Raw genomic sequence first — 26559 nt, forward strand, 5'->3', positions numbered from 1 at the left:
CCGCCTGCAGCGTGCCTCACGGGACGCCTGGACCGCGACGGGCGGTCACATGGACAGACGCCACACCCGCTGGGACAATCGCGCGATTGACTGCGTGACCGCGATGACAACAGAGAACCCGCCAACTGCCCTGCTCGAAGCCGAGGGCCTGACCTTCCTGCGCCAGGACGAACCGGTCTTCGGCCCGCTCGACTTCGCCCTGTGCGCGGGCGAGGTGCTGCTGGTCGAGGGCGACAACGGAAGCGGCAAGACCACGCTGATGCGGGTGATCGTGGGCCTGCTGCGCGCGGACGCAGGCGAGCTGCGCCTCGACGGCGCGGCGCTGGATCGCGAATTGTCGCGCGGGCGCATCCTGTTTCTCGCCCATCATCTCGGGCTGAAGGCCGACCTCTCGCCGCTGGAAAACCTGCGCGTGGCCGTCGGCCTGTACGGCTGCCGCGAGGCCATCACGCCGGAACAGGCCCTGCACACCGTCGGCCTGCAGGGCTACGAACACGAGCCGGTGCGGCAGCTCTCCGCCGGCCAGAAAAAACGCTCGGCGCTGGCGCGGTTGCTGCTCGTGCCGGCGGACATCTGGCTGCTCGACGAGCCGTTCGCCAACCTCGACCGCGAAGGCATCGCCCTGGTCAACCGCCTGATCGAGCGACATGCCGACGCAGGCGGCGCAGTCATGGTCACCAGCCACGGCGCGGTCACCTTCCTGCACGGCGAGCCGCGCCGGCTGAGGCTGAGCGCATGAGGCCCGGTTCGCTGTCCGCCGCCTGCGCCGCCGTGCTGCGCCGCGACCTGCTGCTGGCCTGGCGGCGCCGCGGCGACATCGCCCTGCCGGTGCTGTACGCGCTGATCGTCACCACCCTGTTTCCGTTCGCGCTGGGTCCGAACGACGACCTGCTGGCGCGCGTGGCCGGTGGCGTGGTGCTGGTCACGGTGCTGCTGGCGATGCTGCTGGCGTTCGACGCGCTGTTCCGCCCCGATCTGGAAGACGGTTCGCTGGAACAACTGATGCTCGCGCCGCAGCCGCTGGCGCTGATGCTGGGCATGAAGATTCTCGCGCACTGGCTGTCGACGGCCCTGCCGCTGATCGTGATCGCGCCGATGCTGGCTTCGATGCTGCACCTGCCCGCGCACGCCAACGCGGTGCTGATACTGGCGCTGCTGGTGGCGACGCCGCTGCTGAGCCTGCTCGGCGCGGTGCTGGTGGCGCTGACGGCCGGCACCCGACGCTCTGGTATGCTGCTGGCGCTGATGCTGCTGCCACTGTGCGTGCCGGTGGTCATCTTCGCCGCTGGCGCCGTGTCCGCGGCGCAGCAGGGCCTCCCCTGGATCGCCCCGATCGCCTGGCTGGGCGCCGCCCTGGCGCTGCTGCTGATCCTGGCGCCGCTGGCCTGCGCCGCCGCCCTGAGAATCGCCGTCGATGCATGACCTGTTGCCTTCCATCCACCCCGATCGCTGCGGACGAGGCGCGCTGACATGAAATGGATTCCGCTGTGGATGCATCGGCTCAGCTCGCCGCCGACCTTCTACCGGTTCGCCACGGTGATGCGCCCGTGGTTCATGGCGCTGGCCGTGATCCTGACCGCGGTCGGCCTGTACGGCGGCCTGGTCACCGCGCCGGCCGACTACCAGCAAGGCGACGCCTTCCGCATCATCTATATCCACGTGCCGAGCGCGGAGATGAGCCTGTTCGTCTACGGCGTGATGGCCGCGGCCGGGTTCATCGCCGTGGTCTGGCGGCTGAAGCTGGCCGAATCGGTGGCCATGCAGTCGGCGCCGATCGGCGCGGCCTTCACCTTCATCACCCTGGTCACCGGCTCGCTGTGGGGTTACCCGACCTGGGGCACCTGGTGGACCTGGGACGCGCGCCTGACCTCGGAACTGGTGCTGCTGTTCCTGTACCTGGGCGTGATCGGGCTGTACCACGCCTTCGAGGATCGCCGTCAGGGCGCGCGCGCGGCGTCGTTCCTGGTGCTGGTCGGCGTCATCAATCTGCCGATCGTGCATTACTCGGTGAAGTGGTGGAACACGCTGCACCAGGGCACCACGGTGCGCCTGTTCGGCGCCTCCAAGATCGAGGGCGACATGCTGTGGCCGCTGCTGGTGATGATGGGCGCGGTCCACCTGTACTGGGCCGCCAGCCTGTGCGGCCGCGTGCGCACCGATCTGCTGTCGCTGGAAAGCGGCAAGCAGTGGGTCCGCGATCTGGCCCAGCGGGAGGGTCGCTGACGTGGACGCCTTCCTGCACATGGGCGGCTACGCCGCGTACGTCTGGCCGGCCTATGCCGTGTTCTTCCTCGTGCTGCTGATCGACTTCCTCGCGCCGAACCTGCGCCGCCGCCGCCTGCTGCGGGAACTGCATGCCCGCATGCAGCGTCAAAAGGCGCGCGACGCACGCAAGGCCGCACGACGCACCCCGTCGGATCCGCACGATCCGACCTCGACGCCTCTCGACTCATGAATCCAAAGCGCAAACGCCGACTCATCGTCGCCCTGCTCGTGATCGCGGCCGCCACGGTGGCGATCAGCCTGACCGTGTTCGCCCTGCAGCAGAACATGAACTACCTGTACTCGCCGACCGAGATCGACGCCGGCAAGGCGCCGCCGCATCATCAGTTCCGACTGGGCGGCGTAGTCAAGGAGCATTCGGTGGTGCGCGACGGGCAGTCGCTGAAGGTGCAGTTCGTCGTCACCGACCGTTTCCACGACATGCCGGTGGTCTATACCGGCATCCTGCCGGACCTGTTCCGCGAGGGGCAGAGCGTGATCGTCACCGGTCACATGGACGACGGTCATTTCGTCGGCACCGAGGTGCTGGCCAAGCACGACGAGACCTACATGCCCAAGGAAGTCGCGGACGCCATCCGCAAGGCCCAGGCGGCCGGACGCGCCGATCCCAAGCACATGACGCATCCGAAGGGAGGCTCCTGATGCTGCCCGAACTCGGACAATTCGCGCTGGTGCTGGCGCTGCTGCTGGCGACGCTGCAGGGCGTGCTGCCGCTGCTCGGCGCATGGCGCGGAAGCCCGGCGATGATGGCCGTGGCGCGTCCCGCCGCGATCGGACAGGCGCTGTTCGTGGCGCTGGCCTTCGGCCTGCTCGCCTACGCCTTTCTCCACTTCGACTTCTCGGTCGCCTACGTCGCCGACAATTCCAACCTGGCACTGCCGTGGTACTACCGCTTCGCCGCGGTGTGGGGCGCGCATGAAGGCTCCATGCTGCTGTGGATGCTGATCCTGAATCTGTGGACGCTGGCGCTGGCGATCTTCGGTACCCGGCTTCCCGAGGTGTTCCATGCGCGCGTGCTGGGCGTGCTCGGGCTGCTCAGCGTCGGCTTCCTGCTGTTCATCCTGCTGACCTCCAACCCGTTCACGCGCCTGCTGCCGCCGCCGCTGGACGGCGCCGATCTCAATCCGGTCCTGCAGGACCCGGGCATGACCTTCCATCCGCCCGTGCTGTACATGGGCTACGTGGGCTTCTCGGTGGCGTTCGCGTTCTCCATCGCCGCCCTGCTCGGCGGCGGTCTGGACAAGCAGTGGGTGCGCTGGGCGCGGCCGTGGACCAACGTCGCGTGGGGCTTCCTGACCCTGGGCATCGTCGCCGGCAGCTGGTGGGCCTACGCCGAACTCGGCTGGGGCGGCTGGTGGTTCTGGGACCCGGTCGAAAATGCCTCGTTCATGCCGTGGCTGGTCGGCACCGCGCTGATCCACTCGCAAGCCATCACCGAGAAGCGCGGCTCGCTGCCGGCGTGGACGGTGCTGCTGTCGATCTTCGCCTTCTCGCTGTCGCTGCTGGGCACCTTCCTGGTGCGCTCGGGCGTGCTGACCAGCGTGCACTCGTTCGCCGCCGATCCGAAACGCGGCGTGTTCATCCTGATCTATCTGTGCATCGTCATCGGCGGCTCGCTGCTGCTGTACGCGCTGCGAGCGCCCAAAGTCGCCGGCGGCAAGCCGTTCGCGCCGCTGTCGCGCGAGACGCTGCTGCTGATCGTCAACCTGCTGCTGACCAGCGCCGCGGCGATGGTGCTGCTGGGCACGCTGTTCCCGCTGATCGGCGACGCCTTCGGCTGGGGGCGCATTTCGGTCGGCCCGCCCTACTTCGGCTCGCTGTTCATCCTGCTGATGGCGCCGGCGATCCTGCTGCTGCCGCTGGGGCCGTTCGCACGCTGGGGCCGCGCCGAGGGCCGTCTGCTGGTGCGTATCGGGCTGCAGGCCGCGGTGTCGGCCGTGGTCCTGGCCGGCGTGCTGTTCGCCGCGCGCATGAGCGGCGTGCCGTCGTGGCGCGCCATCCTCGGCGGGCTGTCGTCGCTGTACGTGATCTACGGCGTGCTGGCCTTCGCCCGCAAGCGCTGGCGCGAGGCGCCGCGCGGCCGCCGCTACCCGGCGGAGATGCTGGGCATGCTGGTGGCGCATTTCGGCGTCGGCATCTTTCTGGCCGGCGTGCTGCTGACCACGGCGCTGAGCGTCGAGCACGACATCCGCATGGCGCCGGGCCAGACCGAAACCATCGGCGCCTACGGCTTCCGCTTCGAGGGCGTGACGCACACCACCGGCCCCAACTGGAAAGCCGACCAGGGCGCCGTGCAGGTACTGAAGAACGGCCATCCGCTGACCGTGCTGCATCCGCAGAAGCGCACCTACGAACGCGGCCAGGTGCAGACCGAATCGGCCGTCGAAGCCGGCCCGATGCGCGACCTCTACGTCGCCCTCGGCGAGCCGCTCGACAACGGCGCCTGGGCCATGCGCATCTACGTGAAACCGTTCGTGCGCTGGCTGTGGGGCGGCGGCATCCTGATGATGATCGGCGGTTTCATCGCCGCCGCGGATCGTCGTTTCCGGCTGCGTCGCGAGGCACAGGCAAACGCGTCCGCCCTCCATGCCGACCGCGACCCGCAACCGGAGGGCGCGCAGGCATGAATCGCATGCTGCCCCTGATCGGCTTCGTGCTGCTGGCCGGCCTGTTCGGCTTCGGCATCTGGTGGAACACGCGCCACGACCAGCGCGAAGTGCCCTCGCCGCTGATCGGCAAACCCGCACCGGCCTTCAGCCTGCCGTTGCTGGACGATCCGGCCACGCGCGTGAACAAGGCGGAGATGCTGGGCCAGCCTTATCTGGTCAACGTCTTCGCCAGTTGGTGCATCGCGTGCGGCGAGGAGCATCCGGTGCTGATGCAGGAGGCGCGTCAGCTCGGCGTGCCGGTGATCGGCTACAACTACAAGGACGACCCGGACGCGGCCAAGGCTTGGCTGAACGAACACGGCAATCCGTACAGCATGGTCGTCACCGACCGCAGCGGCGCCACCGCGATCGACTTCGGCGTCTACGGCGCACCGGAAACCTTCCTGATCGACGCCAAGGGCATCATCCGCTACAAGCGCATCGGACCGCTGACGCCGGAGGTCATCGCCGACGTGCTGGAACCGAAGATCCAGGCGCTGAAACAGGAGTCGCCATGAAGCGTCGACACGGCATCGTCCTGCTGCTGGGCCTGTGCGTCGCCTTCGCCGCGCACGCCATCGATCCGCTGAAATTCGACAGCCGCGCGCAGGAGCTGCGCTTCCAGCACCTCACGCGCGAATTGCGCTGTCTGGTGTGCCAGAACGAGAGCCTGCTCGACTCGCAGGCCGAGCTGGCGCAGCAGATGCGCCACATCATCTACAAGCAGATGCAGGACGGCCGCAGCGACGCGCAGATCAAGCAGTACCTGGTCGCGCGCTATTCCGACTACGTGCTGTACGATCCGCCGCTGAAGCCGACCACCTGGCTGCTGTGGTTCGGCCCCGGCGCGATCGTGCTGCTGGGCGCCGCCGGCCTGCTGTTCACCGTTCGCAAGCGCGCCCGCTCCGCGCCCGCCGCCCCGCCGCCCGTCGACGACGAGGACTGGTAATGAAGACCGCATTCACCCTTACCGCGATCCTGATGACGCTGATCGCGCTGGCCCTGATCGTGCTGCCCATGCTGCGCAGCGGCCGCCGTCACGGACGTCCGCGCCATGTGCTGGTGCTGTCCCTGCTGACGCTGTTCGCGCTGCCGCTGGCGGCGCTGGGCCTGTACCTGCACGTCGGCACGCCGGCCGCGCTGGACAAGACCGCGCTGCAACCGCAGATGACGCTGGACCAGGCCATCGCCAAGCTGCGCGCGGAACTCAAGCAGCACCCGGATAACCTGCAGGGCTGGGTGATCCTCGGCCGCACCTACGCCGGCACCGACCGTCCGGCCGCCGCACGCGAGGCCTACACGCAGGCGCTGAAGCTGGCGCCCGACAACGCCGATTTGATGGTCGCCTGGGCCGAAGTCGACGGCATCGCCCGCAGCGATCACCGCATCGAAGGCCGCGCGCGCTCGCTGCTGCAACGCGCCGTGAAGGCCGATCCGCGCAACCAGCGCGGCCTGTGGCTGCTGGGCATCAGCGACTATCAGCACGGCCACTTCGCCGACGCGGTGCTGACTTGGCGGCGCCTGCAGGCGCTGCTGCAACCCGGCTCCAAGGTCGCGGAGGCGGTGAAGGAGCAGATCGCGATGGCCAACGCGCGCGCCGCCGGCAAGACGCAAGAACAGGCGCTGGCGCTGCTGCAGTCGCCCGCGTCCGCGTCCAGCGCCAGCACCGCCGCGCCGGCCGACGCCGACCAGGGCGCGCACCTCGCCGTGCGCGTGACGCTGGCTCCGAACCTGCGCGCCCAGGTGAAGCCGGATGACACGCTCTACGTCTTTGCCAAGGCGCCGAACGGTCCGCCGATGCCGCTGGCGGTCGCACGCCTGAAGGCTTCGGCGCTGCCGACCACGGTGATGCTGACTGACGGCATGGGCATGACCCCGGCGATGCGCCTGTCCAGCGTGCCCGAGGTGACGGTGACGGCGCGCATCTCGCGCAGCGGCCGACCGACCGCGACCGCCGGCGACCTCGAAGGCAGCGCCGGACCGGTCTCGGTGCACGCTGCCGAACCGGTCGACGTGACCATCGATCACGTGCACTGACCCCATGCGCGGAGCATGTGCTCCGCCCGCATGAACTCATGCGACGACGGCGTTTGGGTTCCGTCCGCGCTCGATATACAGTGCCGGCTCCGCCGCCGAACCGGATTTTGCATGGCCGACGCCCGCCGCTATCACGACCTGCCCTCGCCCTTCGCCATGAAGCGCGGCGGCGCGCTGCATGGCGCACACGTGGCCTACGAAACCTGGGGCACGCTGGACGACGACGCGGGCAACGCGATCCTGATCCTGACCGGACTCTCGCCCAGCGCACACGCCGCCTCCAATGCGGACGATCCCTCCGATGGCTGGTGGGAAGCCATGATCGGCCCCGGCAAGCCGATCGACACCGACCGCTGGTTCGTCATCTGCGTCAACGCGCTGGGCAGCGACAAGGGTTCGACCGGGCCGGCTTCGATCAACCCGGCCACCGGCGAGCCGTACCGCCTGGACTTCCCCGAACTGACGCTGGAAGACGTCGCCAACGCCGCGCACAGCGTCGTGCAGGGACTCGGCATCGAATGCCTGGCCTGCCTGATCGGCTGCTCGATGGGCGGCATGGCCGCGCTGGGCTACATGCTGCAGCACCCGGGCGCCGTGCGCACCCACGTCAGCGTCGACACCGCGCCGCAAGCGCAGCCGTTCGCGATCGCCATCCGCTCGCTGCAACGCGAGGCGATCCGCCTGGACCGCAACTGGGATCACGGCCGCTACTCCGACGATGCCTACCCCGAGCGCGGCATGAGCATCGCGCGCAAGCTCGGCGTCATCACCTACCGCTCGGCGATGGAATGGAACGGCCGCTTCGCGCGCATCCGCCTCGACTCCGAGGAACGCCCCGGCAACCCGTTCGGCTTCGAGTTCCAGGTCGAGTCCTACCTGCAGGCGCACGCGCGCAAGTTCGTGCGTCACTTCGATCCCAACTGCTACCTGTACCTGTCGCGCGCCAGCGACTGGTTCGACGTGGCCGAATACGGCGACGGCAGCGTGCACGAAGGCCTGAAGCGCATCCGCATCGAACGCGCGATGGTGATCGGCGTCAGCACCGACATCCTGTTTCCGCTGGAGCAGCAGGAACAGATCGCCAAGGGCCTGGAAGCGGCCGGCGCGCAGGTGGAGTTCGTGGCGCTGGATTCGCCGCAGGGGCATGACGCGTTCCTGGTCGACATCGAGCACTACGGCCCGGCTATCGGCGGCTTCCTGGATCGTCTGGACTGAAGCTCAGTCCTCGACCGGCGCTGCGCGCGCGTTCGACTTGGCGTGGAACGGCGGTTTGGTCAGCCACAGCACCGCGATCAGGGCGATGAACACCCAGCCCAGCACGTGCATGATGTCGTTGAACGCCATCTGGAAGCCCTGCCGCGTGATCTCGTCGTTGAGAATCTCCATCGCGCGTTGCGCGTGTCCGCCCTGGCCCATCTTTTCCAGCGCATCGCGCGCGGTCGGGTTGTAGGGCGTGATGTGCGAAGCCAACTGGGCGTGATGCACGACCGCCCGCCGATCCCACACAAAGGTGGTGATCGACGCCGCGAAGCTGCCGCCCAGCGTGCGCAGGAACGTGGACAGACCGGAGCCGGCGGCGATCTCGTTGGGCTTGAGGTCCGACAGCAGGATCGTCAGCACCGGCATGAAGAACAACGCCACGCCCAGGCCCTGGAAACCTCGCACCAGCGCCACGTGCATGAAGTCGATGCCGACATAGAAATGCGACTGCGCGAAGCAGGTCAGCCCCAGCACCACGAAGGCGGCCGCGGCGACCAGGCGCAGGTCGGTCTTCGGCGCGTACTTGCCGACGAAGAAGGTCAGCAGCACTGGCATGATGCCGATGGAGGCGCCGGCCAGACCCGCCCAACTCGCGGTGTAATGCAGGGTGCGCTGCAGCCACAGCGGCAGCAGCAGCCCCATCGCGAAGAACGTCGAATAGGACAGGATCAGCAGGATCGTGCCGTAGCTGAAATTGCGATGGCGGAACAGACGCAGATCGACGATGGGTTCGCGGTCGGTCAGCTCCCAGATCACGAACACGATCAGGCCGATCACGGCGACGATGGACATCAGCACGATGAACGGCGAGTGGAACCAGTCCGCATCGTTGCCCTTGTCGAGCACGATCTGCAGCGCGCCGACACCGACAATCAGCGCGATCAGGCCGACATAGTCCACCCGCGGCCGTTCAGTGATCTCCTTCTTGCCGGCCAGCTGCGCGCCGATGACGACGCTGGCGAAAATGCCGATCGGCACGTTGATGAAGAAGATCCACGGCCACGAATAGCTGTCCGTGATCCAGCCGCCCAGCGTCGGCCCGACGATCGGCGCGACCACCGTCACCATGCCCATCAGCGCCAGTGCCATGCCGCGCTTTTCCGGCGGATACACGGCGATCAGCAGACTCTGTGTGATCGGGTACATCGGTCCGGCCACCGCGCCCTGGATGGCGCGGAACAGCAGCAGCATGCCCATGCTCTCGGACAGGCCGCACAGCATCGAGGTGATCGAGAACAGCAGCGTGCACCAGACGAACAGCTTCACTTCGCCGAAGCGCCGCGCCAGGAAGCCGGTCAGCGGCAGCGAGATCGCCATGCACACCGTGAACGAGGTGATGACCCAGGTGCTCTGGTTGTAGCTCACACCCAGATTGCCGGCGATGGTCGGCAGCGAGACGTTGGCGATGGTCGTGTCCAGCACGCGCATGAACGTCGCCAGCGACAGGCCCAGCGTGGTCAGCAGCTGATTCGGCGGTTGGTAGTGCGATTCGGCCACAATAACTGTCATGACAGGTAGTAAATCGGCACAGGGTAGCATTCCTGCGCCGTCCTATCCGCCCGCCAAGCCTGTGCCGCGGCGTGCACGCTGCTAGAATAGATGTCCCCCGCTCAACGATGTACGCCGTATGCTCGCACTCGAATTCCCTGGCTGTCGCACCCTGGTCGACGCGCTCGACGACGCCGTCAACCACGCGTCCACCACCGAAATCACCGACGCACTGCGCAACACCCTGTGCCGACTGATCCGCACCCAGGAAGTAGAACTGCCGGCCTGCGTCTACGAGGCGCATCCCGAGCACTACGCGCGCCGCGAACTGTACCGCAGCGAGAAGCACGGCTACTGCGTAACCGCGATGACCTGGGGACCCGGCCAGGGCACGCCGATCCACGACCACAGCGGCATGTGGTGCGTCGAGGGCGTCTGGCGCGGTGCGCTGGAAATCACCCAGTTCGAACTGCTCGAACACGAGCAGCGCCGCTACCGCTTCAACTCGGTCGGCGCGATCCAGGCCGGTCCCGGCTCGGCCGGCAGCCTGATTCCGCCGCACGAGTACCACAGCATCCGCAACCCCAGCGACGACGCCATTGCCGTCAGCCTGCACATCTATTCCGGCCCGATGACGCAGTGCGCCGTGTTCGCGCCGCTCGAAGGCCAGTGGTTCGAGCGCGGCGACCGCGCCCTGTCGCTCGACCAACTGCACTGATTGCGGCATACTCGCCGGCCGTGCCGAAGTGGCGGAACTGGTAGACGCGACGGACTCAAAATCCGTTTCTGGAAACAGAGTGGGGGTTCGATTCCCCCCTTCGGCACCACCTTCGACCGACGACGATCGTCGGTTCGTACGAAACCCGCCGCATGGCGGGTTTTCCGTATCTGGCCCGCTGCGGCGACACGCGCGCACCCGAGACCCGCTCGAACGACGCAAGCCTTGCGACGTTGCCAGCATGAACGTCGTCGAACCCGCCGTCGCGCGCAAATGTGCACGGGATCGCAAGCTGCACGATTCGCCATTGCGCCTCGACGCCGAACGCGGCAACACAGGTATATTGACCGGCACATCCAGGGGGATACCGCCATGAATCAACACGCCGAACCGCCCAGACGCGGCGCTCCGGCCCGCACGTCCGGACCGCAGGGCACGCAACTGTTCTCGGCCGAGGAACTGCGTCGCCACAGCGCCAGCGGACCGCATTACGACGCGCTCGACCGCGCCAGCGCCAATCGCCCGGTGCTGCAGGGCGTCGGCGAGAGCATGGAGGGCAAGCGCTTCTCGCTGCGTTCGGGCCGGCAGACCATCGGCCGCCACGAGGACAGCGACATCGTCATCGACGACCTCAGCGTGTCGTCCTCGCACGCGTGGATCATGAATCAGAACGGCCACTACGTGATCATGAACACGCTGTCGACCAACGGCACCTTCGTCAACGACCAGCGCGTGCACGACGCGGTGCTCAAGCACGGCGACCGCATCCGCTTCGGCCAGGCCGAGTTCGTGTTCCGCACCCGCGAATCCGGTCCGTTGGGCGGCATGCGCACGCTGCGCATCCTGCTCGGCGTGGCGGCGGCCGGCGGCCTCGCCGCCCTGGCCTGGTGGCTGTACACGCACTGATCGGATGAACGGCGAATCCATGCCCGCGCAGGTCGGCCGCTATCGCATCGAGGGCATCCTCGGCGAAGGCGCGTCGGCCGTCGTCTACGCCGGTTACGACCCGGAGATCGAGCGCAAGGTCGCCATCAAGTGCCTGCACCGCGAGGCCGCCGACGATGCCGGCTACCGTCGCCGCTTCCAGGTCGAGGCACGCGCCGCGGGTCATCTGAACCACCCGCATCTGGTCACCATTTTCGACACCGGCGAGACTGCGGACAGCCGCCCCTACATCGCAATGGAGCGGCTGACCGGCGACTCGCTGGCCAGTCGCGTGGAAAAGGAAGGGCTGCCGCCACTGCCGGTCATCATGAACATGGCGATGCAGATCGCCGGCGCGCTGGACTACGCGCACGGCGAAGGCGTCGTCCACCACGACATCAAGCCCGAGAACATCATGTTCATGGAGGGCTGGAAGCACGCCAAGCTGAGCGACTTCGGCATTGCCGAACGCCGCGGCGCGCCGCGCGACGTCGACGGCGGCGAGCATCGCCGGCTCATCGGCGGCACGCCGTCCTTCATGGCGCTGGAGCGGCTGGAAGGCAATCGCGCCGACGCGCGCAGCGATCTGTTCTCGCTCGGCGTGGTGCTGTACTGGTTGCTGACCGGCAAGCTGCCGTGGAACGAAATCGGCGATGTCCAGCGCCTGGTCAAGGAGCGCAAGCGCCACCCGCAACCGGGCATCGAGCCGCGCGACCCGTCCACGCCCTCGATCCTGATCGGCATCGTGCGCACCTTGCTGGCGCAGGCGCCCGATGCGCGCTATCAGAGCGCGCGCGAACTGATCGACGACCTGCGCCTGGCGCAGCGCGAGTACGAACGCCTGCAGGAAAACCCGCTCGCCGGCCGCATCATCTCGCTGCGCGTGCGCTGGGCCAGCATGCTTGGCGTCACTCTGACGCTGGTCCTGCTGGTCGGACTGGCCGCGATCTACAGCAAGCAGCGCGCCGCCGTGAACGGTCTCGGGCTGGACTATGGCAGTTCGCTCGGACGCATGATCGCGCACGAATCGGCGGAGAACCTGCTGCTCGGCGACCGCGCCGCGACCCGCGCGCTGGTCGAGGACATCGCGCGCAACCGCCAGATCCACTACATCGCCATCGCCAACCACGAAGGCGCGACCATCGCCAGCACCGTGCCGAGCGAGGTCGGCAAACCCCTGCCCGCGCTGAGCGCCGACGACTTTCTGTCGCGCGAGGACGACGTCGACAGCTACCGCAGTCGCGTGCGCGGCGAGCAGGACGAAATGCTGCTGTTCGCGACGCCGATCCTCTATCAGGACAAGGTCGTGGGCAACCTGCGACTGGGCGTCAGCAACGCACCGCTGATCGCCGCGCAACACACCACGCTGTGGGTCATCGCCATCGTGCTGGCCGTCACCCTGGCCGCCGTGATCGGCGCGGCCTACTGGTTGTTCCGCCGTCCGCTGATCCTGCTCGACCTGCTCAGCGAGGCGCTGCTGCGCGTCGCCCGCGGCGACTTCCGCTACCGCATCCGCCTGGTCCGCCACGACGAACTGGGTCGCCTGTTCACGGCCTTCAACCTGATGAACCAGTCGCTGTACGCACGGTTGCGCGCGGCAGGTCAGAGCGGGCGTCGCCGCACCGTCGAGCGGATCGTGCAGACCACGCAGATTCTGCCGGCAACCGACACCGGCGCCCGGGACGAGGACACCGACGACGACGCGCCGTCGTCCTGAGCGGCTTCAGAGCTGCTTGAGCCGGTCTTTCAGTTCGCGGGCGCGGGCGCGGTAGATGATCGCCGGCTCGTAGTCCGGATCGATCGCCAGCACCCGGTTCCACAGCGCGATGGCCGGGTCGAGCTTCTGGTCGCGGTAGAGCACGATGGCGCGCTCGTGGTAGGACGCCAGCAGCTGCTGGCGCAGCGTGCCCGCGTCGTTGCCGGACGGCTTCAGCTTCGGGTCCAGCGTCAGCGCCTGACCGAGCCGATCCAGCGCCTGCTGCTTGTGCCCCTCGTGCAACAACGCCAGGCTCTGCCGCTGCAGCGCCTCGGCCCGATCCTGCGGCGCTTCGGATGCAGGCGCTGCCGCAGCAGACGGCGTCTCGGATGGGGACTCGGTCACCGCAGGCGTGGACGGATTTTCCACCGGCGCAGCGGCGATGCTGGCCTTGACCGCATCCGGCGATTTCGCCGGCACGCGAAGCTTCTCGCCCAATTGCAGCACCGACGGGTTGGCGGCGTGGTTGTAACGCGCCAGGGCCAGGAAACGCGAGGCCGAACCCAGATAGCGCGCCGCCAGCGAGCCGTACGACTCACCCGCCTGCACCACATGGATTTTGGAGGCCTTGCCGAGCAGCTTGTCCGGATCGACGGTCAGCTGCCGCCACAGATCGCGTGCGTAGCGATCCTCCGGATGCGCCTGAAGGTAACGACGCAGCTCTTTGCGGCCCTCGGCGTAATGGCCGACCTGGAGCTGCCTGGCGATGATCGTCTTCAGCGGAAGCACCGGCTCGGACGACACCGCCGGCGGCGGCTTCGCCGCGACCGGCCTGGTGGTCGTGACGACCTCGGGCTTGTGGATGCCCAGCACCTTGCGCTTGAACGTCTGCATCTGCGCGCAGCCGCCCAGCATGGCCGCACTGACAATGCACGCCGGCGCGATGCGGAGCATGCGGCGATAGCGGTGCTGCGGCTTGGATCTCGATGTCATAGACGTTCCATGAAATTCACGATATCAGGCGGCCGCGTCGCGGCGCCTTCCCTTCAACAGATCGGACATCTGCAGCCAGAAACTGACCGCGGCGCCGCGCAGGCGACCCGCGTCCGTGGCGCGCACCAGGATCAGGGCGGCATTGTCGCCCTCGCTGCCGCCGCGTTCGACCGCCAGCGTCAGCGCCTCGCGCAATGCGTCTTCCTGATCCACGCGGCTGGCGAGACGGCCCAGCTCCTGCGATGTCAGATGCTCCCACACGCCGTCGCTGCACAAGGCGAACGACTGCCCGTCGCGCAGCATCGCGCCGCCGTGCTCGACCTCCGGCATCGCGTCCCCACCCAACCCGCGCAACAGTTTGTGCTGATCGGGATGCCTGGCGACATCCTCGGGCCGCAGCTCGCCGCGCTGCACGCGCCATTCGGCCAGACTGTGGTCGCGGGTCCGATCGACGCAGCGCGCGCCCTGGAACAGATAGAGTCGGCTGTCGCCGACGTGCACCCAACTGGCGCGGTCGCCGCGCAGCATCAGCGCCACGACGGTGGAATGCGGCTCGCCCTGGGCCAGGCCCAGGCGACGCCGCAGCAATTCTTCATGCGCCTCGCCGCACAGATGTTCCAGAAACAGGGCCGCGGGCTGCTGCAGCCAACGTTTCTGCGACCACAGGCGCTGAGCCACCGCCACCACGCCATCGGCAGCCAGTTCGCCGGCGCCATCGCCGCCCATGCCGTCGGCCAGCACCAGCAACAGCGCGTCCTCGCCCGCATCATGCAGACAGACCAGCGCATCCTGCTGACTCGCACGCCCGCCCCGCGCGCGACCGGCGGCCACGCGCGGCGAGGAATGGAAGTCGATGTGCTTGTCCACCATCCGCAAATCCCCCTGTACGCGCAGGCGGCGACGGTGCTTCCTCCGCGCGCAGCGCCCAGTATACCGAGGCGATACCCGACGTACCCAGAGACACCGATCACACTCGTGCACTTCGATGGACTCGCCAAGGCGGCAGACCGGACTTGCATGCGGGCGCAGACTGGCGTTGACTGTTGCGGCATGGATGCGGCACGCGACCCCCTATCCGAAAGCATCGACGGCGCTGTCCCCGAGGGCGACGGGCTGCATCGCGTACGACTTCGCGACGGCCGCACGGCCTTCCTGAAGCAGCGCCGGGATCGGCCAGCCACGTTGCTGCAGGCCGAAGCGCGCGGCCTGCGCCTGTTGCGTTCCGCCGGCGGCGTCCGCGTACCCGACATCTACGCGGAATACCCGCATGCCCTGCTGCTCGAAGACCTCGGCGAAGGCATGCCGACCGAGGATTTCCAGGCCCGGGCCGCGCACGGACTGGCGCGTCAGCACCTCGTCGTGTCGTCGCACTTCGGCCTCGAACACGATGGCTGGTGCGGCGACAGTCCGCAGGACAATACCGTCGACACGGACGGTCATCACTTTTTCGCGACGCACCGACTGCAACCGCAGGCGCTGCGCGCGCATCGATCCGGGTACATCGACGATGCCGACCACGCACGCGTGCAGCGCCTGTGCGAGCGCCTGCCCGAATTCATCCCCCGCTACTCGCCGTCCCTGCTGCACGGCGACCTGTGGAGCGGCAATCTGCACTGCTGCAGCAACGGCGAACCGGCGCTGATCGACGCCGGCGCGGCGCACTACGGCTGGGCCGAGGCCGATCTGGCCATGCTGACGCTGTTCGGCGATCCGGGGCCGCGCTTCTTCGCGCAGTATGCCGAACATGCGGCCCTGGCCAGCGACTGGCGCGAACGCGCGCCGCTGTACAACCTCTACCACCTGCTCAACCACCTCAACCTGTTCGGTCGCGGCTATCTCGGCGCGGTGCGCTCGGTGCTGCGGCGCTTCGTCGGCGCCGCCTGATCGATCAGTGCTCGTGGCCGCCCGGACCGTGCACGTGGCCGTGCGCGATTTCTTCATCGCTTGCAGCACGCACGTCCAAAAGCTCGATATCGAAGTGCAGTTCCTTACCGGCCAACGGGTGGTTCAGATCCACATCGATGGTGCTCATACCCACCTTTTTCACCGTCACCAGACGCTGGCCTCCCTCCTTCATCTGCAGCAGCGTGGTCATGCCCGGCTTGAGGCGGGTCGCCTGATGAAAGTACTTCTTGGATAGCCGCTGCACGAGGTCCTCGCGATGCGCGCCATAGCCATCTTCCGGCATCACATGGGCACTGAAGGAGTCACCCGACTCGCGCCCATCCATGGCTTGCTCCATCCCGGCGATCATCTGACCATGACCGAGCAGCACGTGCAGCGGCTCGTTATCTGTGCGCGAACTCTCCACTTCGGCGCCGTCCACGGACAGCGTGTAGTGAAACGAAACCACCTTGTCTTTGCCGGCTTTCATGTCGTGCGATCCAACCCGTCGGGAAAGCGAGGGATCATAGCCGCGAAGACGGCGGCCGTCATGCCTGATCCGCGTCGAAATGCTGACCGCGGGCTTCCGGACCGAGCCAGGCGAGGAACGCCAGCAGCAGCGCCACCGCCACCAGCCAGACCGCCATCACCGCGGCATAGTCGCCCTGCAGCCGCGCCGCCAGGGCCGCCTGCGCGGTCGCCGTGGCCGCGGCCAGCAGGTTGCCGAGCTGGTAGGCGAAGCCCGGCAGCGTGCCGCGCACCGCGCCCGGCGCCAATTCGTTCAAGTGCGTGGGCACGATGCCCCAGGCGCCCTGCACCATCACCTGGATCAGGAACGCGCCGGCGCCCAGCAGCACCAGCGAGGCGATCGGCGCCGTCCAGCCCAGCCAGGCGGCGACCGCGCCGCCGAACATCCACAGCGGCACGACGGGAATCGCCAACAGCGCCGCGATGATGATCGCGCGCCGCCGACCGATGCGCTCGGACCACGCACCGAAGGACAACCCGCCGACGATCGCGCCGGCATTGAGCAGCATGGTCAGAATCGTCACCGCGCCGGCACCCAGGTGCAGTTGTTGCTTGAGGAAGGTCGGGTACATGTCCTGCGAGCCGTGGCTGAACATGTTGAACGCGCCCATCAGCAGCATCATGAACACGAACAGTCCCCAGTGCCCGCGCATGGCGTCGAAAACGTTCTGGCGACGCTGCGTCTTGGCGCGCGCTTCCCAGGCCGGCGACTCGGGCACCTTCATGCGCAGGTACAGCACCAGCAGCGCCGGCAGCGCGCCGACCACGAACATGCCGCGCCAGCCGAAGCCAAGCACGTCGGTGACGACCCAGTACGCCAGCGCGCCGAGGAAATAACCGAACGGATAGCCGCTCTGCAGCAGTCCGGACACCGCGCCGCGCGCCTTCGCCGGGATGCTCTCCATCGCCAGCGCCGCGCCGATGCCCCACTCGCCGCCCATCGCGATGCCGAACAGGAAACGCAGCACCAGCAACACCGTCAGCGAGGGCGCGAAAGCGCACAGGAATTCCAGCACCGAGAACAGCGCGACGTCGACCATCAGCACCGGACGCCGCCCGAAACGGTCGGCCAGTCGCCCGAACAGCAGCGCGCCCAGCGGCCTTGCCGCCAACGTCAGAAGGATGCCGAAGGACACCGCTTCGACGTTCGAGCCGAAGCTCCGCGCCACGTCGTCGAGCACGAAGACCAGCAGGAAGAAATCGAACGCATCCAGCGTCCATCCGAGGAAGCTGGCAAGAACGGTATGACGCTGCTCGCTGGTCAGCGAACGCAAGGTGGCGAAGGCCATGGAACCCCCGAATCGCAACAGTCTGAGGACGATCGGGCAAGCCTAGCATGGCCCGCGATCGTCTCTGCATGGGTGCGTCGAGGGTGTCTACAGGTCGCGCGCGACGCGGAATCCGACGCGACCGCTACGCGTGTCCGGCTCGGCCGCGATGCGGAACGCCGAGCGCGACTGCTCCGGCGAACTGCCCCACGACGCGCCACGGATCATGCGCAGGCCGCAGCCGGGATTGACCCAGGCGCTGCCGTCGCGCGGCGCGCGCGTGTAGTTGTCGTGCCAGCAGTCCTGCACCCATTCGGACACATTGCCGTCGATGTCGTACAAGCCGAACGGATTGGGCGCGAAGTGACCGACCGGCGCGTCGCCCCAGTAACCGTCGCGGTAGCCCTTGAAGGCATGCGTCCAGCTGCGCCGCAGCGGTGAGCGGTCGCGGCTTCCCGGCAGGTTCTCGACCTCGCGCTTGGGCGAACCGCTGCCCCACCAGTACGGCGTGGTCGTGCCCGCGCGCATCACGTACTCGTATTCGGCTTCGCTGAGCAGGCGGTAGTTCTTGCCGGTGTGCTTGGACAGCCATGCGGCATACGCCTCGGCGTCGCGCCAGGACACGTTCACCACCGGGTGATCGGGTCGCGACGGGCGACCGGCGTAGTCGTCTTCCCAGGTCGCGTCGCTATCGTCGCGCATGGTGCCGCGGCGGCCGTCGTAGATGTTCGATCCGTGCAGGCGCACCGAGTCCGGCACGTAACCGCTCTCGCGCACGAACTCGCGGAACTGCGCCACGCTGATCTCGGTGCGCGACACGGCGAGGCCATGCTCGATATCGACCTTGTGCAGCGGCGACTCGCTGGCCTGATGACCGGATTCGCTGTCCGCCGAACCCATCATGAAGCTGCCGGTCGGGATGACCACCATCGTCGGCGCATTGCCGCTGATGTCGACGTAGGCGTCGCTGAAATTCTGCCCCGGACGGTAGTTGGCGTAGACCCGCGCATTGTGCAGCCGCTGATCGAACGCGTTGACGCCCGGCACGTCCGGGCTGATCGCCAGCGCCTGGTCGCGCAGCTTCTGCGCCAGCGCGAGGTCGCCGCCGTCGAGCGCGGTGCCGGCCTGCTGCAGTCGGGTCTCCGCACGCTGCCGGCGAATGCCCTCGATGCGCCCGCGCGTGTCCTGCAGCGCGGTGCTGTTGGGATCGATCTTGGCCGCCTGGGCCAACGCCGCGTCGGCGCCATCGAAGTCGTCCTGCGCCACCGCTCCCAGCGCCTGATCGAGCAGCTTGCGCTGAATGCGCTGCAATCCCTGCCGGGCGACGTTGTTGCCCGGATCGATGTCGAGCACCTTGCGATACACCGACAGCGCACTGTCGTTGTCCGGCTGCATCTCGTGGCCCTGGCCCATCAGGTCGGCCGCGTGCGCCAGCAGCGGACGAACCTGACGCAGCGTTTCCAGGCTGCGTTGCAGGCGACGACTGTCGGCGCCGGCATCCGGCAGCTGCTGCAGCGCCTGCAGGGTGGTCTGCGCGGCATCGGCATCGCCGCTGGTCAGGTCATCCTCGATCTCGGCGACCAGACGCTGCTGCACATGCGCCAGGCCGGTGCGAGCGCGGTTGCTGTCGGGACGCAGCTTCAACGCCTGCATGTACAGATTCATCGCGCTGTTTTCATCGCCGCTGAGGTTGCCCTTGCCAAGCGCGTCGGCCGCGCGCGCGAGCAGATCGGTGAGCGCAGGGGTCTCGGTCTGGGGCGTCGCCGAGGAAGCTGCCGCCGGCCGCAAACGCTCCGCGATGACCGCGCGCGGCGCCAGCGAAAGCGGTGGTCCCGCATCCAGTTCGTTGATCCGCACCGCCGGCGTTTGCGCATCCTGCGGCCGCCGGTCGAATCCCAGCGGCGGTGCCATGAAACCACCCGGGCGCACCGCACGCTGCGAACGATCCGCCTCGGAAGGCAGATGCAGCAGAGACGGAAAGAAGTGATAGAGCATGGCCAGCCCCAGCAGACCCACGCCGATGGCGCCACCGAGGGCGCGCTGACGACGTTCGGACTTGCTGCTGGGCATGGACGACTCTCGCTGGGCAGGCGGTGAAAAGGCTGTAGCGCGCATGGTACCCGGTCCGACCGGCATGCCAAGCGCCCGAGGCCCTGCTATCGTGTCCGATCACCCTGGAGTCAACCCGCGCACGAGGGTCAGCCTTCGCGCGCCGCCGCTGCGGAAACCCGTCTTGGACCCGAACACTTCGCCACCCGCCACCGCCGACGCCGACTGGATCGACAACCGCGAACAGCTCGACGCCTGGCTCGCCGATATCGACGGCCTGCTGGCGGTGGACACCGAGTTCATGCGCCGCAATACCTACTATGCGCAGTTGGCGCTGATCCAGTTCGGCCACGGCGAGCGTCGCGCGCTGGTCGATCCGCTGGCGCTGTCGATCGACGACGCACTGGCGAACATGGACCGCGCGCGTGCACCGCTGTGGGTCATGCACAGCCCCAGCGAGGATCTGGACGTGATGGCGCCGTTGCTGCCCGGCGGTCCCGCGCACCTGTTCGACACCCAGCTCGCCGCCGCCTTCTGCGGCCTCGGCCTGGGCATGAGCTACCGCGCACTGGTCGAGCACGTCACCGGCGTGCATCTGGACAAGGGCGAGACCCGATCGGACTGGCTGCAGCGCCCGCTGACCGCCTCGCAGCGTCTCTACGCAACGCTGGACGTGGTCTATCTGCGCGCCATCCACGACCACCTGCGACGCGAACTCGAAGACCGCGATCGCCTGGCCTGGTTCGAGCACGACTGCGAACAGCTCAAGCAACGCGCCTCCGACCGCGGCATCGACCCGCAACCGCAGCGCGCGCTGCGCGGCGGCGCCTTCTGGTCGCCGGACAAGCAGGCCCTGTTGCGACGCGTGCTGCTGTGGCGCGAGACCACCGCCCGCACACTCGACAAACCGCGCCCCTGGCTGCTGCAGGATGCACAGATCATGGCCCTAGTCGACGAACGACCGAACAACGACGCCTCCCTGACCGCGCTGACCCAGGGACAACGCGCCCTGCGCGCGCCGCAGCGCGCGGAACTGCTGGAGCTGCTGCAACGCGGCGTCGACGACGCCGAGATCGAGGCGACCGCCGCCATCCCCGCGCCGCTGGACAGCGAAGGCAAGCGCATCCTCGCCGCCATGAAGCAGGACGTGCACACCCTCGCCGAATCGCTCGACCTGCCGCCCGGCCTGCTCGCACCGCGCAAGGTGCTCGAAGAACTCATCGCCACGCGCGACTGGCCGCAGACCCTGCACGGCTGGCGCACCGACCTGCTGCACGACCGCCTGATGGCACGCCTGCCGGATCGATAAATCTGCACGCCCCCTATTGGCGACGCCCCCGAGCACTGCTAGAATGCGCCGCTCACGTGGGGCGGTAGCTCAGCTGGGAGAGCGTCGCGTTCGCAATGCGAAGGTCGGGAGTTCGATCCTCCTCCGCTCCACCAATCGATTCCAGACAGAAAGCCTCGGAAAACAAGCGTTTCCGGGGCTTTTTTTGTTGCCACAACGAACCCGTGTGCCCTCCCCCGACTGGGAGCAAGCCGAAACGTTTCCGAGACTCAATCGAGCCCTGGTTTGCCCCAGGGATGTGGCCTTAAGCGTCTTGATCGAGGGCCGAAACGTGAATCGACCAGTATCTTGTAGACGCCTCAGAGCCATACGACATGGCTACGACAGAGGCATCCATGCACGGAGCGAACGTGAACATGGACTGCCTCAAGCTCGGCGTCGCGTCATGTTCAACCTACAGAGCGAGCAGCTCGCTCTGCTCCACTCCACCACTCGATTCAACGAAAAAGGCCGCCTCGCAGGGGCGGCCTTTTTCGTTGCGGTTCGCGAGGGTCAGCGGCAGACCAGGACCGGCAATTTGGAGCCGAGCAGGACGCGCTGGGTCTCGCTGCCGAGCAGCAGTCGGTCGAAACCGCGGCGGCCGTGCGAGGCCATGACGATCAGGTCGCAGCCGCGTTCTTCGGCGATGGCGGCGATGACCTTGGCCGGGTGGTCGTCGAAGGTGTAGTGCGTATCGCAGGCGACGCCCGCGGCCTTGGCGCGAGCGGTGATCTCGGCCAGGTAGCGCTCGGCGCGCTCGGCGGATTCCTCGTTGTACTGCGACTCGCTGATGGTGACGATCTCGGTCATGTAGCTCATGACCGGATAGCGCGGCGCCACATGAAGTCCAAGCACCTTGGCGTCCAGGCGTGACGCCAGCTGGATGCCCGCGTCGACGGCGTGCATCGAGAGATCGGAACCGTCGGTCGGAAGCAGAATGTGCGTATACATGACGTGAGCCTCCATCGGGATGGGCAATCAGTATCGTCCCATTCGCGCACGCCTGCGTTGACGTCGATCAAGCCGACGTCGCCTTAGGTTTTCGCACGCGCCCCACCCGTCCGCGTATGCATACCGGCGGAAGCATCATCGCACCCGCGACGCCACGCGCTGTCAACGCTGCCTGCGATTCCGGTGTGCGGTGCCGCAAGGCATGGCTGCGGAGCGCTTCGCGCATTCGCACGATGCCGAGACGCGTTACGTCGCCTGCAGCAGGATCGGCTCGCCCATGCCCGAGATGTGCCAGGGCTGCCCCCGTCGATCGAGTTCCTCGGCGAAAGCCTGCATGCCGCGGTCGTAGTCGCCGTGCACCAGAAATACCTGCTTCGGCGTGCCGCAGCGCTGTAGCCAGTCGAGCAATCCGCTGCGCCCCGCATGCGCGGAGAAACCGTTGATGGTGTGGACCTTCGCCCGCACCACGATGTCGTCGCCGAACAGACGGATGCGTTCGGCGCCGTCGACGATCCGCCGCGCCAGCGTGCCCGCTGCGGCGTAGCCGACGAAGATGATGCTGCTGTTCTCGTTCCAGATGTTGTACCGGAGGTGATGACGGATGCGCCCGCCCGTGCACATGCCCGAACCGGCCATGATCACGGCGCCGCCGCTGATGCGGTTGATGGCCATCGACTCGGCGGTTTCCCGCTTCATGCGCAAGCCGGGCAGCTCCAGCGCATCGTGTCGCGCCAATTCGTCGGCAAAGCCTTCGCGCAACGCTTCCGGATGCTCCGTGAAGATCTGCGTCGCCGAGATCGCCATCGGCGAATCCAGGAACACCGGAAGATGACGCGGCAGACGGCCGCCTTCGATGGCGTGATGGAGCGCATAGAGAATTTCCTGCGCGCGTTCGAGCGCGAAGGTCGGAATCAGCACGTTGCCACCGCGACGGTACGCCGAGGACACCGCCTCGACCAGCTCGTCCACCGACGCATCCCAGGAACGGTGATCGCGGTCGCCGTAGGTGGTCTCCATGACCACGTAGTCGGGCGGTTCCGGCGGCGGCGTCGGATCGTTCAGCAGCGGCCGGCCGGCGTTGCCGATATCGCCGGAGAAGAACATCCGCACGCGCTTGCCCTGATCCTCGATCTCCAGCAGCACCGAAGCCGAGCCGAGGATGTGTCCGGCGTCGACAAAGGTGGCGCGCATGCCCGGCGCGATCTCGCGCGTCTCGCCGTAGGTCACTGGCCGCGCGAAGAGATCCATGGTGCGCAGGGCATCGTTGAGACCGTACAACGGCTCGGGGACCCGCTCGCCGCTGCGCGAAGCCCGGCGGCGAGCGCGCTTGGTGTCTTCCTCCTGCAGCCCCGCCGCGTCCATCAGCAGCAGTCGAGTCAGGTCGCGGGTGGCGTCGGTGGCATGAATCGGACCTCGGAATCCACGCTTGCGCAGCAGCGGCAGTCGCCCGCAGTGATCCAGGTGCGCATGGGTCAGCAGCACGGCGTCCAGGCGCGACGCGTCGAACGCGAACGGTTCGGCATTGTCGTCCTCCAGTTCGCGGCTACCCTGGAACATGCCGCAATCGATCAACACGCGCGCCCGCTCGGACTCGATCAGATGACAGGACCCGGTCACCTGTTTGGCTGCACCATGACTGCTGAGTCGGATCATGCGTCGCCCTCCTTGCTGTCGAATACTACGCCCCGAAGGGCTTGCGCAATCGTCCCGCGATGCGGACCGCGCCGCATGCGCCTCACGCCAACACGCACGTCGCGCGCGACCGTTGCGGGGCGCAACACGGGCCGAACGCGCGCCATGCGGCGATGCCTCAGATCGTCTTGCGCGTCCCATGCATCGGACACGCACTCGCGAAGTGAAGATCGACAGCCCGGATCGGGGCTACCTGCGCGTAGACTTCGCGACACGCGAGCGCATCGAAGCATGCGGTGTCGCCCGCACGTCCAAGCCTGTCGATCCCGCCAACCGCAAGCCACTCACAGATCGCGCGTGTAGATGACCTGACGAGCATCGTCCGGATCCGCACTGCGTCGGAATCCGAGAAACTTTGCCAGCTCGCGCATCGGCTCGTTGTCGGCGGCGTCGACGGAGAACATCTGCTTGAAGCCCCGGCGCCGCGCCATGTCGATCAAGTGGCGCATCAATGCGACGCCGAGTCCGCGATGCTGCCAATCCTCGGCCACGGTCACGGCGCATTCGCAGTGATGTTCGTCGCTTGTGGCGGCATAGCGGCTGACGCCGACTTCGCGCAGCTCGCCGTTGTCGTGCACCAAGGCGATGAACGCCATGGCGTGCTCGTCATCGACGTTCACCAGCAGGTCCAGCAGACGCTCGTCCGGCGTATGCATCTCGCCGAGGAAGCGGTAGTGCTTGGCCTCGGGCGACAGTCGCTCGATGAAGGCGCGCTCGCGTTCGCGATCCTCCGGACGGATCGGCCGTATCAGCACGTGATGACCATCGTGCAGTTCCTCGATCCAGTGGTCGCCGCTCAGCAGCGCGGGCGGAAACGGCGTCTTGCCGTTGTCGGACGTCGTCGCAGTCTTTGCATCGGACATGACACAGGCCTCCTGGATCGCCTCGCTATCCGGCGATCCGGCTGGGTGGATGACATGTCCAGCCTAAGTGCACGACGGACGGCGCACCTTGATCAGGATCAACTCACCCGCATGCCCGCCTCGCGTACGATGCCACGCACATGCAACGGAGGCGGACACGACATGCGATGGCGCGGCATTCATCACGTCGAATTCTCGGTGCTCGACTACGAGGCGTCGGTCCGCTTCTACGACCGCATGTTCGGCTGGCTCGGCTACCGCAGCTTCTGGACGCTCGATCTCGGCTATCGCTCGACGTACTACATGGCACGCTTTCCGTTCCCGCACAGCTACGTCGGCGTGCAGCCGGCGAAATCGGGAGAGCGTCTCGACCATGCCGCGCGCGCCGTGGGTATTCATCACATCGCCCTGTGGGCGCGACGCCGCCGCGAAGTGGATGCCTTCCATCGCGAGTTCCTGTTGCCGAACGGCATCCACGTGACGGAACCGCCGCAGGCCTATCCGCTGTATGCGCCCGGCTACTACGCGGTGTTCTTCGACGACCCCATCAACGGCATTCACTGGGAGTTGGCGCACACGCCGCTGCTGCCGTCGCCCGCGCAGTACCTGGCCTGGCGACGGGCACTGGCGGAAGCCGCCAAGCAGCATCCGGAATGGCAGCGCTCACCGGCGCAGGAAGCCATGCGCGTCCTGCCGGGAAGACACGACGCCACGCGCCGTTGAGCCATCGCGCGGTGGTGTCGCAGGGATACCGCGTCAGATGACTCGTTCGCCGCCGATCCAGGTTTCGCGCAGGGCGAAATCATCGTCGAGCACGGCGAAGTCGGCGCGATATCCGGCGCTGATGTGGCCGTGCGTGCGTTGCAAGCCGAGGAAGTCGGCCGGATACGCCGACGCCATGCGCGCGGCCTCGGCGACCGGAAGATCGAGCTGACGCACGCAGTTGGCGATGGCGCTTGCCATGTCCAGCGCAGAACCGGCCAGCACGCCGTCGGCGGTGCGGCAGATGCCGTCCTTCGCCTCGATGGTCTCGCCGTTGAGCACGAAGTGCGGGTCGTCCGCACCGACCGGCGGCATGGCGTCCGTGACCAGGAACATCTTGCCCGGCGCCTTGGCGGCGATGGCCACGCGCAGACTGGCCGGATGCACGTGATGGCCGTCGACGATCAGGCCGCACCAGCTGTCGGCGTCTTCCAGCGCCGCGCCGACCACGCCGGGTTCGCGACTGGTGAACGGCGTCATCGCGTTGAACAGATGGGTGAAACCGCGCAGGCCGTTGTCCAGCGCCGCGCGCGTGGTGGCGTAGTCGGCGGCGGTGTGGCCACCGGCGACGAGGACGCCGGCTTCGACCAGTCGACGAATCTTGTCGAGCGGCATCTGGTCTGGCGCCAGGGTCAGCACCGTGATGCCGTGCTTGAGCGAGGCGACCAGCGCCATCTCCTCCTCGTCGGGCACGCGGAACTTGCGGGCATCGTGCACGCCCTTGCGCGAGGCAGCGAGGTACGGCCCCTCGATGTGGATGCCGAGCACGCCGGGCACGCCGGCCGCGATGGCCTCGTCCACCGCCGCGATCGCCTTGCGCATCACCTCGACGTCGTCGCTGATCAGCGTGGGCAAGAAGGCGGTGGTGCCAAACTTGCGATGCGCCTCGCCGATGACGCGGATGCCTTCGACGGTCGGCGCCTCGTTGAACAGCACGCCGCCGCCGCCGTTGACCTGGCAGTCGATGAAACCGGGCAGCAGGTAGCGGCCTTCCAAGTCGTGCCGCTCGGCGGCGCGCACGCGCGGGTCGGACGGCAGCGCGAGGCCGGCGATGCGGTCGTCTTCGACCAGCACGGCGCAACCGCTCTGCAGGCCATGGTTGGTGAGGATGCGTCCGTTGATGAAAGCAGTGGTCATGAGGCGTGGATCTCGAACGGTAAACGGTGTGGGGAACGGGGACGGAGTCGG

Annotated in this window: 26 protein-coding genes and 2 tRNA genes; 18 read left to right on the top strand and 10 right to left on the bottom strand. The window is 67.6% G+C overall.

What is annotated here, in order from left to right:
• Nucleotides 1-103 precede the first annotated feature (103 nt).
• The 10 genes from ccmA (at nucleotide 104) to metX (ending at nucleotide 8183) form a co-directional block, all read left to right on the top strand.
• Nucleotides 104-739 carry a heme ABC exporter ATP-binding protein CcmA gene (ccmA, locus tag LF63_RS09475; RefSeq protein ID WP_043103590.1) on the top strand — a complete coding sequence of 212 codons (636 nt, stop codon included), beginning with the start codon at nucleotides 104-106 and terminating at the stop codon, nucleotides 737-739.
• Nucleotides 736-1422 carry a heme exporter protein CcmB gene (gene ccmB / locus LF63_RS09480; protein ID WP_043101304.1) on the top strand — a complete coding sequence of 229 codons (687 nt, stop codon included), beginning with the start codon at nucleotides 736-738 and terminating at the stop codon, nucleotides 1420-1422. The genes ccmA and ccmB overlap by 4 nt, the downstream gene beginning before the upstream one ends.
• 48 nt (nucleotides 1423-1470) lie before the next feature.
• Nucleotides 1471-2223 (top strand): heme ABC transporter permease, encoded by a 753-nt coding sequence (locus LF63_RS09485; RefSeq protein WP_043101306.1) that lies wholly within the window; start codon nucleotides 1471-1473, stop codon nucleotides 2221-2223.
• A gap of 1 nt (nucleotide 2224) precedes the next feature.
• On the top strand, nucleotides 2225-2455 hold the full coding sequence (gene ccmD / locus LF63_RS09490; protein WP_184655022.1) for a heme exporter protein CcmD: 231 nt from the start codon (nucleotides 2225-2227) through the stop codon (nucleotides 2453-2455).
• Nucleotides 2452-2925 (top strand): cytochrome c maturation protein CcmE, encoded by a 474-nt coding sequence (ccmE, locus tag LF63_RS09495; RefSeq protein ID WP_043101309.1) that lies wholly within the window; start codon nucleotides 2452-2454, stop codon nucleotides 2923-2925. Before ccmD ends, ccmE begins: the two co-directional genes overlap by 4 nt.
• Nucleotides 2925-4910, top strand: coding sequence for a heme lyase CcmF/NrfE family subunit (locus LF63_RS09500; protein WP_043101312.1), 1986 nt, complete (start codon nucleotides 2925-2927; stop codon nucleotides 4908-4910). Before ccmE ends, LF63_RS09500 begins: the two co-directional genes overlap by 1 nt.
• Nucleotides 4907-5449, top strand: a complete 543-nt coding sequence (locus tag LF63_RS09505) for a DsbE family thiol:disulfide interchange protein (RefSeq protein WP_043101315.1) — start codon at nucleotides 4907-4909, stop codon at nucleotides 5447-5449. Before LF63_RS09500 ends, LF63_RS09505 begins: the two co-directional genes overlap by 4 nt.
• Nucleotides 5446-5880, top strand: coding sequence for a cytochrome c-type biogenesis protein (locus LF63_RS09510; RefSeq protein WP_043101316.1), 435 nt, complete (start codon nucleotides 5446-5448; stop codon nucleotides 5878-5880). Before LF63_RS09505 ends, LF63_RS09510 begins: the two co-directional genes overlap by 4 nt.
• Nucleotides 5880-6968, top strand: a complete 1089-nt coding sequence (locus LF63_RS09515; RefSeq protein WP_043101318.1) for a tetratricopeptide repeat protein — start codon at nucleotides 5880-5882, stop codon at nucleotides 6966-6968. The genes LF63_RS09510 and LF63_RS09515 overlap by 1 nt, the downstream gene beginning before the upstream one ends.
• Before the next feature lie 111 nt (nucleotides 6969-7079).
• A complete protein-coding gene (gene metX / locus LF63_RS09520; protein WP_043101320.1) occupies nucleotides 7080-8183 on the top strand; it encodes a homoserine O-acetyltransferase MetX in 1104 nt (367 codons plus the stop codon).
• Between the two features lie 3 nt (nucleotides 8184-8186).
• Here the strand turns inward: metX and LF63_RS09525 are convergent, their stop codons facing one another.
• Entirely contained in the window at nucleotides 8187-9737 is a 1551-nt protein-coding gene (locus tag LF63_RS09525) for a DHA2 family efflux MFS transporter permease subunit (protein WP_043101323.1), read from the bottom strand.
• 118 nt (nucleotides 9738-9855) lie between these two features.
• Between LF63_RS09525 and LF63_RS09530 the strand changes: the two genes are divergently transcribed.
• From LF63_RS09530 to LF63_RS09545, 4 genes are all read left to right on the top strand, one after another.
• Nucleotides 9856-10434, top strand: coding sequence for a cysteine dioxygenase family protein (locus tag LF63_RS09530; protein WP_043101326.1), 579 nt, complete (start codon nucleotides 9856-9858; stop codon nucleotides 10432-10434).
• Between the two features lie 22 nt (nucleotides 10435-10456).
• Nucleotides 10457-10543 (top strand) — tRNA-Leu (locus LF63_RS09535).
• A 263-nt stretch (nucleotides 10544-10806) separates the two neighbouring features.
• A complete protein-coding gene (locus LF63_RS09540) occupies nucleotides 10807-11340 on the top strand; it encodes an FHA domain-containing protein (RefSeq protein ID WP_081945170.1) in 534 nt (177 codons plus the stop codon).
• 19 nt (nucleotides 11341-11359) lie between these two features.
• On the top strand, nucleotides 11360-13075 hold the full coding sequence (locus tag LF63_RS09545) for a protein kinase domain-containing protein (protein ID WP_235205300.1): 1716 nt from the start codon (nucleotides 11360-11362) through the stop codon (nucleotides 13073-13075).
• Between the two features lie 6 nt (nucleotides 13076-13081).
• On the opposite strand, the gene LF63_RS09550 is transcribed toward LF63_RS09545, so the two are convergent.
• Together LF63_RS09550 and LF63_RS09555 are read right to left on the bottom strand one after the other, a co-directional pair.
• Entirely contained in the window at nucleotides 13082-14047 is a 966-nt protein-coding gene (locus LF63_RS09550) for a LysM peptidoglycan-binding domain-containing protein (RefSeq protein ID WP_161782342.1), read from the bottom strand.
• A 24-nt stretch (nucleotides 14048-14071) separates the two neighbouring features.
• Entirely contained in the window at nucleotides 14072-14917 is an 846-nt protein-coding gene (locus tag LF63_RS09555; RefSeq protein WP_052394917.1) for a PP2C family protein-serine/threonine phosphatase, read from the bottom strand.
• Nucleotides 14918-15097: 180 nt separating this feature from the next.
• On the opposite strand from LF63_RS09555, the gene LF63_RS09560 reads away from it, so the two are divergent.
• Nucleotides 15098-15931: a fructosamine kinase family protein gene (locus LF63_RS09560; RefSeq protein WP_052394919.1), complete on the top strand. Its 834-nt coding sequence runs from the start codon at nucleotides 15098-15100 to the stop codon at nucleotides 15929-15931.
• Between the two features lie 4 nt (nucleotides 15932-15935).
• Here the strand turns inward: LF63_RS09560 and LF63_RS09565 are convergent, their stop codons facing one another.
• The 3 genes from LF63_RS09565 to LF63_RS09575 form a co-directional block, all read right to left on the bottom strand.
• Nucleotides 15936-16421, bottom strand: a complete 486-nt coding sequence (locus tag LF63_RS09565; RefSeq protein WP_043101330.1) for an FKBP-type peptidyl-prolyl cis-trans isomerase — start codon at nucleotides 16419-16421, stop codon at nucleotides 15936-15938.
• Between the two features lie 58 nt (nucleotides 16422-16479).
• Complete coding sequence (locus LF63_RS09570) at nucleotides 16480-17748, bottom strand: MFS transporter (protein WP_043101332.1); 1269 nt, start codon at nucleotides 17746-17748, stop codon at nucleotides 16480-16482.
• Nucleotides 17749-17835: 87 nt separating this feature from the next.
• Nucleotides 17836-19797 carry a formylglycine-generating enzyme family protein gene (locus tag LF63_RS09575; protein ID WP_043101334.1) on the bottom strand — a complete coding sequence of 654 codons (1962 nt, stop codon included), beginning with the start codon at nucleotides 19795-19797 and terminating at the stop codon, nucleotides 17836-17838.
• A 163-nt stretch (nucleotides 19798-19960) separates the two neighbouring features.
• Here LF63_RS09575 and LF63_RS09580 point away from each other — a divergent pair, with 163 nt between their 5' ends.
• Complete coding sequence (locus tag LF63_RS09580; protein WP_043101336.1) at nucleotides 19961-21085, top strand: ribonuclease D; 1125 nt, start codon at nucleotides 19961-19963, stop codon at nucleotides 21083-21085.
• A gap of 58 nt (nucleotides 21086-21143) precedes the next feature.
• A tRNA-Ala gene (locus LF63_RS09585) sits at nucleotides 21144-21219 on the top strand.
• A 397-nt stretch (nucleotides 21220-21616) separates the two neighbouring features.
• On the opposite strand, the gene LF63_RS09590 is transcribed toward LF63_RS09585, so the two are convergent.
• The 3 genes from LF63_RS09590 to LF63_RS09600 all read right to left on the bottom strand — a co-directional run bounded on the left by LF63_RS09590 (nucleotide 21617) and on the right by LF63_RS09600 (nucleotide 24609).
• Nucleotides 21617-22054, bottom strand: a complete 438-nt coding sequence (locus LF63_RS09590) for a universal stress protein (RefSeq protein ID WP_043101338.1) — start codon at nucleotides 22052-22054, stop codon at nucleotides 21617-21619.
• A gap of 246 nt (nucleotides 22055-22300) precedes the next feature.
• Nucleotides 22301-23707 carry an MBL fold metallo-hydrolase gene (locus tag LF63_RS09595; RefSeq protein ID WP_043101341.1) on the bottom strand — a complete coding sequence of 469 codons (1407 nt, stop codon included), beginning with the start codon at nucleotides 23705-23707 and terminating at the stop codon, nucleotides 22301-22303.
• A gap of 323 nt (nucleotides 23708-24030) precedes the next feature.
• The gene (locus LF63_RS09600; RefSeq protein WP_043101344.1) at nucleotides 24031-24609 is read right to left on the bottom strand and encodes a GNAT family N-acetyltransferase; all 579 of its coding nucleotides are present in this window, start codon (nucleotides 24607-24609) and stop codon (nucleotides 24031-24033) included.
• Nucleotides 24610-24771: 162 nt separating this feature from the next.
• On the opposite strand from LF63_RS09600, the gene LF63_RS09605 reads away from it, so the two are divergent.
• The gene (locus LF63_RS09605; RefSeq protein WP_043101346.1) at nucleotides 24772-25332 is read left to right on the top strand and encodes a VOC family protein; all 561 of its coding nucleotides are present in this window, start codon (nucleotides 24772-24774) and stop codon (nucleotides 25330-25332) included.
• A gap of 33 nt (nucleotides 25333-25365) precedes the next feature.
• On the opposite strand, the gene nagA is transcribed toward LF63_RS09605, so the two are convergent.
• Entirely contained in the window at nucleotides 25366-26508 is a 1143-nt protein-coding gene (nagA, locus tag LF63_RS09610) for an N-acetylglucosamine-6-phosphate deacetylase (RefSeq protein ID WP_043101349.1), read from the bottom strand.
• Nucleotides 26509-26559: the final 51 nt, after the last annotated feature.

Origin of the sequence: Oleiagrimonas soli (assembly GCF_000761445.1) — a bacterium.
Lineage (GTDB): Bacteria > Pseudomonadota > Gammaproteobacteria > Xanthomonadales > Rhodanobacteraceae > Oleiagrimonas > Oleiagrimonas soli.

Coding starts and splice junctions, on each gene's coding strand:
- nagA (WP_043101349.1), bottom strand. CDS start 26,508: ATGACCACTGCTTTCATCAACGGACGCATCCTCACCAACCATGGCCTG.
- LF63_RS09590 (WP_043101338.1), bottom strand. CDS start 22,054: ATGTATACGCACATTCTGCTTCCGACCGACGGTTCCGATCTCTCGATG.
- LF63_RS09555 (WP_052394917.1), bottom strand. CDS start 14,917: ATGGTGGACAAGCACATCGACTTCCATTCCTCGCCGCGCGTGGCCGCC.
- LF63_RS09565 (WP_043101330.1), bottom strand. CDS start 16,421: ATGAAAGCCGGCAAAGACAAGGTGGTTTCGTTTCACTACACGCTGTCC.
- LF63_RS09545 (WP_235205300.1), top strand. CDS start 11,360: ATGCCCGCGCAGGTCGGCCGCTATCGCATCGAGGGCATCCTCGGCGAA.
- LF63_RS09530 (WP_043101326.1), top strand. CDS start 9,856: ATGCTCGCACTCGAATTCCCTGGCTGTCGCACCCTGGTCGACGCGCTC.
- LF63_RS09485 (WP_043101306.1), top strand. CDS start 1,471: ATGAAATGGATTCCGCTGTGGATGCATCGGCTCAGCTCGCCGCCGACC.
- metX (WP_043101320.1), top strand. CDS start 7,080: ATGGCCGACGCCCGCCGCTATCACGACCTGCCCTCGCCCTTCGCCATG.
- ccmB (WP_043101304.1), top strand. CDS start 736: ATGAGGCCCGGTTCGCTGTCCGCCGCCTGCGCCGCCGTGCTGCGCCGC.
- LF63_RS09510 (WP_043101316.1), top strand. CDS start 5,446: ATGAAGCGTCGACACGGCATCGTCCTGCTGCTGGGCCTGTGCGTCGCC.
- LF63_RS09605 (WP_043101346.1), top strand. CDS start 24,772: ATGCGATGGCGCGGCATTCATCACGTCGAATTCTCGGTGCTCGACTAC.
- LF63_RS09525 (WP_043101323.1), bottom strand. CDS start 9,737: ATGACAGTTATTGTGGCCGAATCGCACTACCAACCGCCGAATCAGCTG.
- LF63_RS09575 (WP_043101334.1), bottom strand. CDS start 19,797: ATGCCCAGCAGCAAGTCCGAACGTCGTCAGCGCGCCCTCGGTGGCGCC.
- ccmE (WP_043101309.1), top strand. CDS start 2,452: ATGAATCCAAAGCGCAAACGCCGACTCATCGTCGCCCTGCTCGTGATC.
- LF63_RS09550 (WP_161782342.1), bottom strand. CDS start 14,047: ATGACATCGAGATCCAAGCCGCAGCACCGCTATCGCCGCATGCTCCGC.
- LF63_RS09500 (WP_043101312.1), top strand. CDS start 2,925: ATGCTGCCCGAACTCGGACAATTCGCGCTGGTGCTGGCGCTGCTGCTG.
- LF63_RS09515 (WP_043101318.1), top strand. CDS start 5,880: ATGAAGACCGCATTCACCCTTACCGCGATCCTGATGACGCTGATCGCG.
- ccmA (WP_043103590.1), top strand. CDS start 104: ATGACAACAGAGAACCCGCCAACTGCCCTGCTCGAAGCCGAGGGCCTG.
- LF63_RS09595 (WP_043101341.1), bottom strand. CDS start 23,707: ATGATCCGACTCAGCAGTCATGGTGCAGCCAAACAGGTGACCGGGTCC.
- LF63_RS09540 (WP_081945170.1), top strand. CDS start 10,807: ATGAATCAACACGCCGAACCGCCCAGACGCGGCGCTCCGGCCCGCACG.
- LF63_RS09560 (WP_052394919.1), top strand. CDS start 15,098: ATGGATGCGGCACGCGACCCCCTATCCGAAAGCATCGACGGCGCTGTC.
- LF63_RS09505 (WP_043101315.1), top strand. CDS start 4,907: ATGAATCGCATGCTGCCCCTGATCGGCTTCGTGCTGCTGGCCGGCCTG.
- LF63_RS09600 (WP_043101344.1), bottom strand. CDS start 24,609: ATGTCCGATGCAAAGACTGCGACGACGTCCGACAACGGCAAGACGCCG.
- LF63_RS09570 (WP_043101332.1), bottom strand. CDS start 17,748: ATGGCCTTCGCCACCTTGCGTTCGCTGACCAGCGAGCAGCGTCATACC.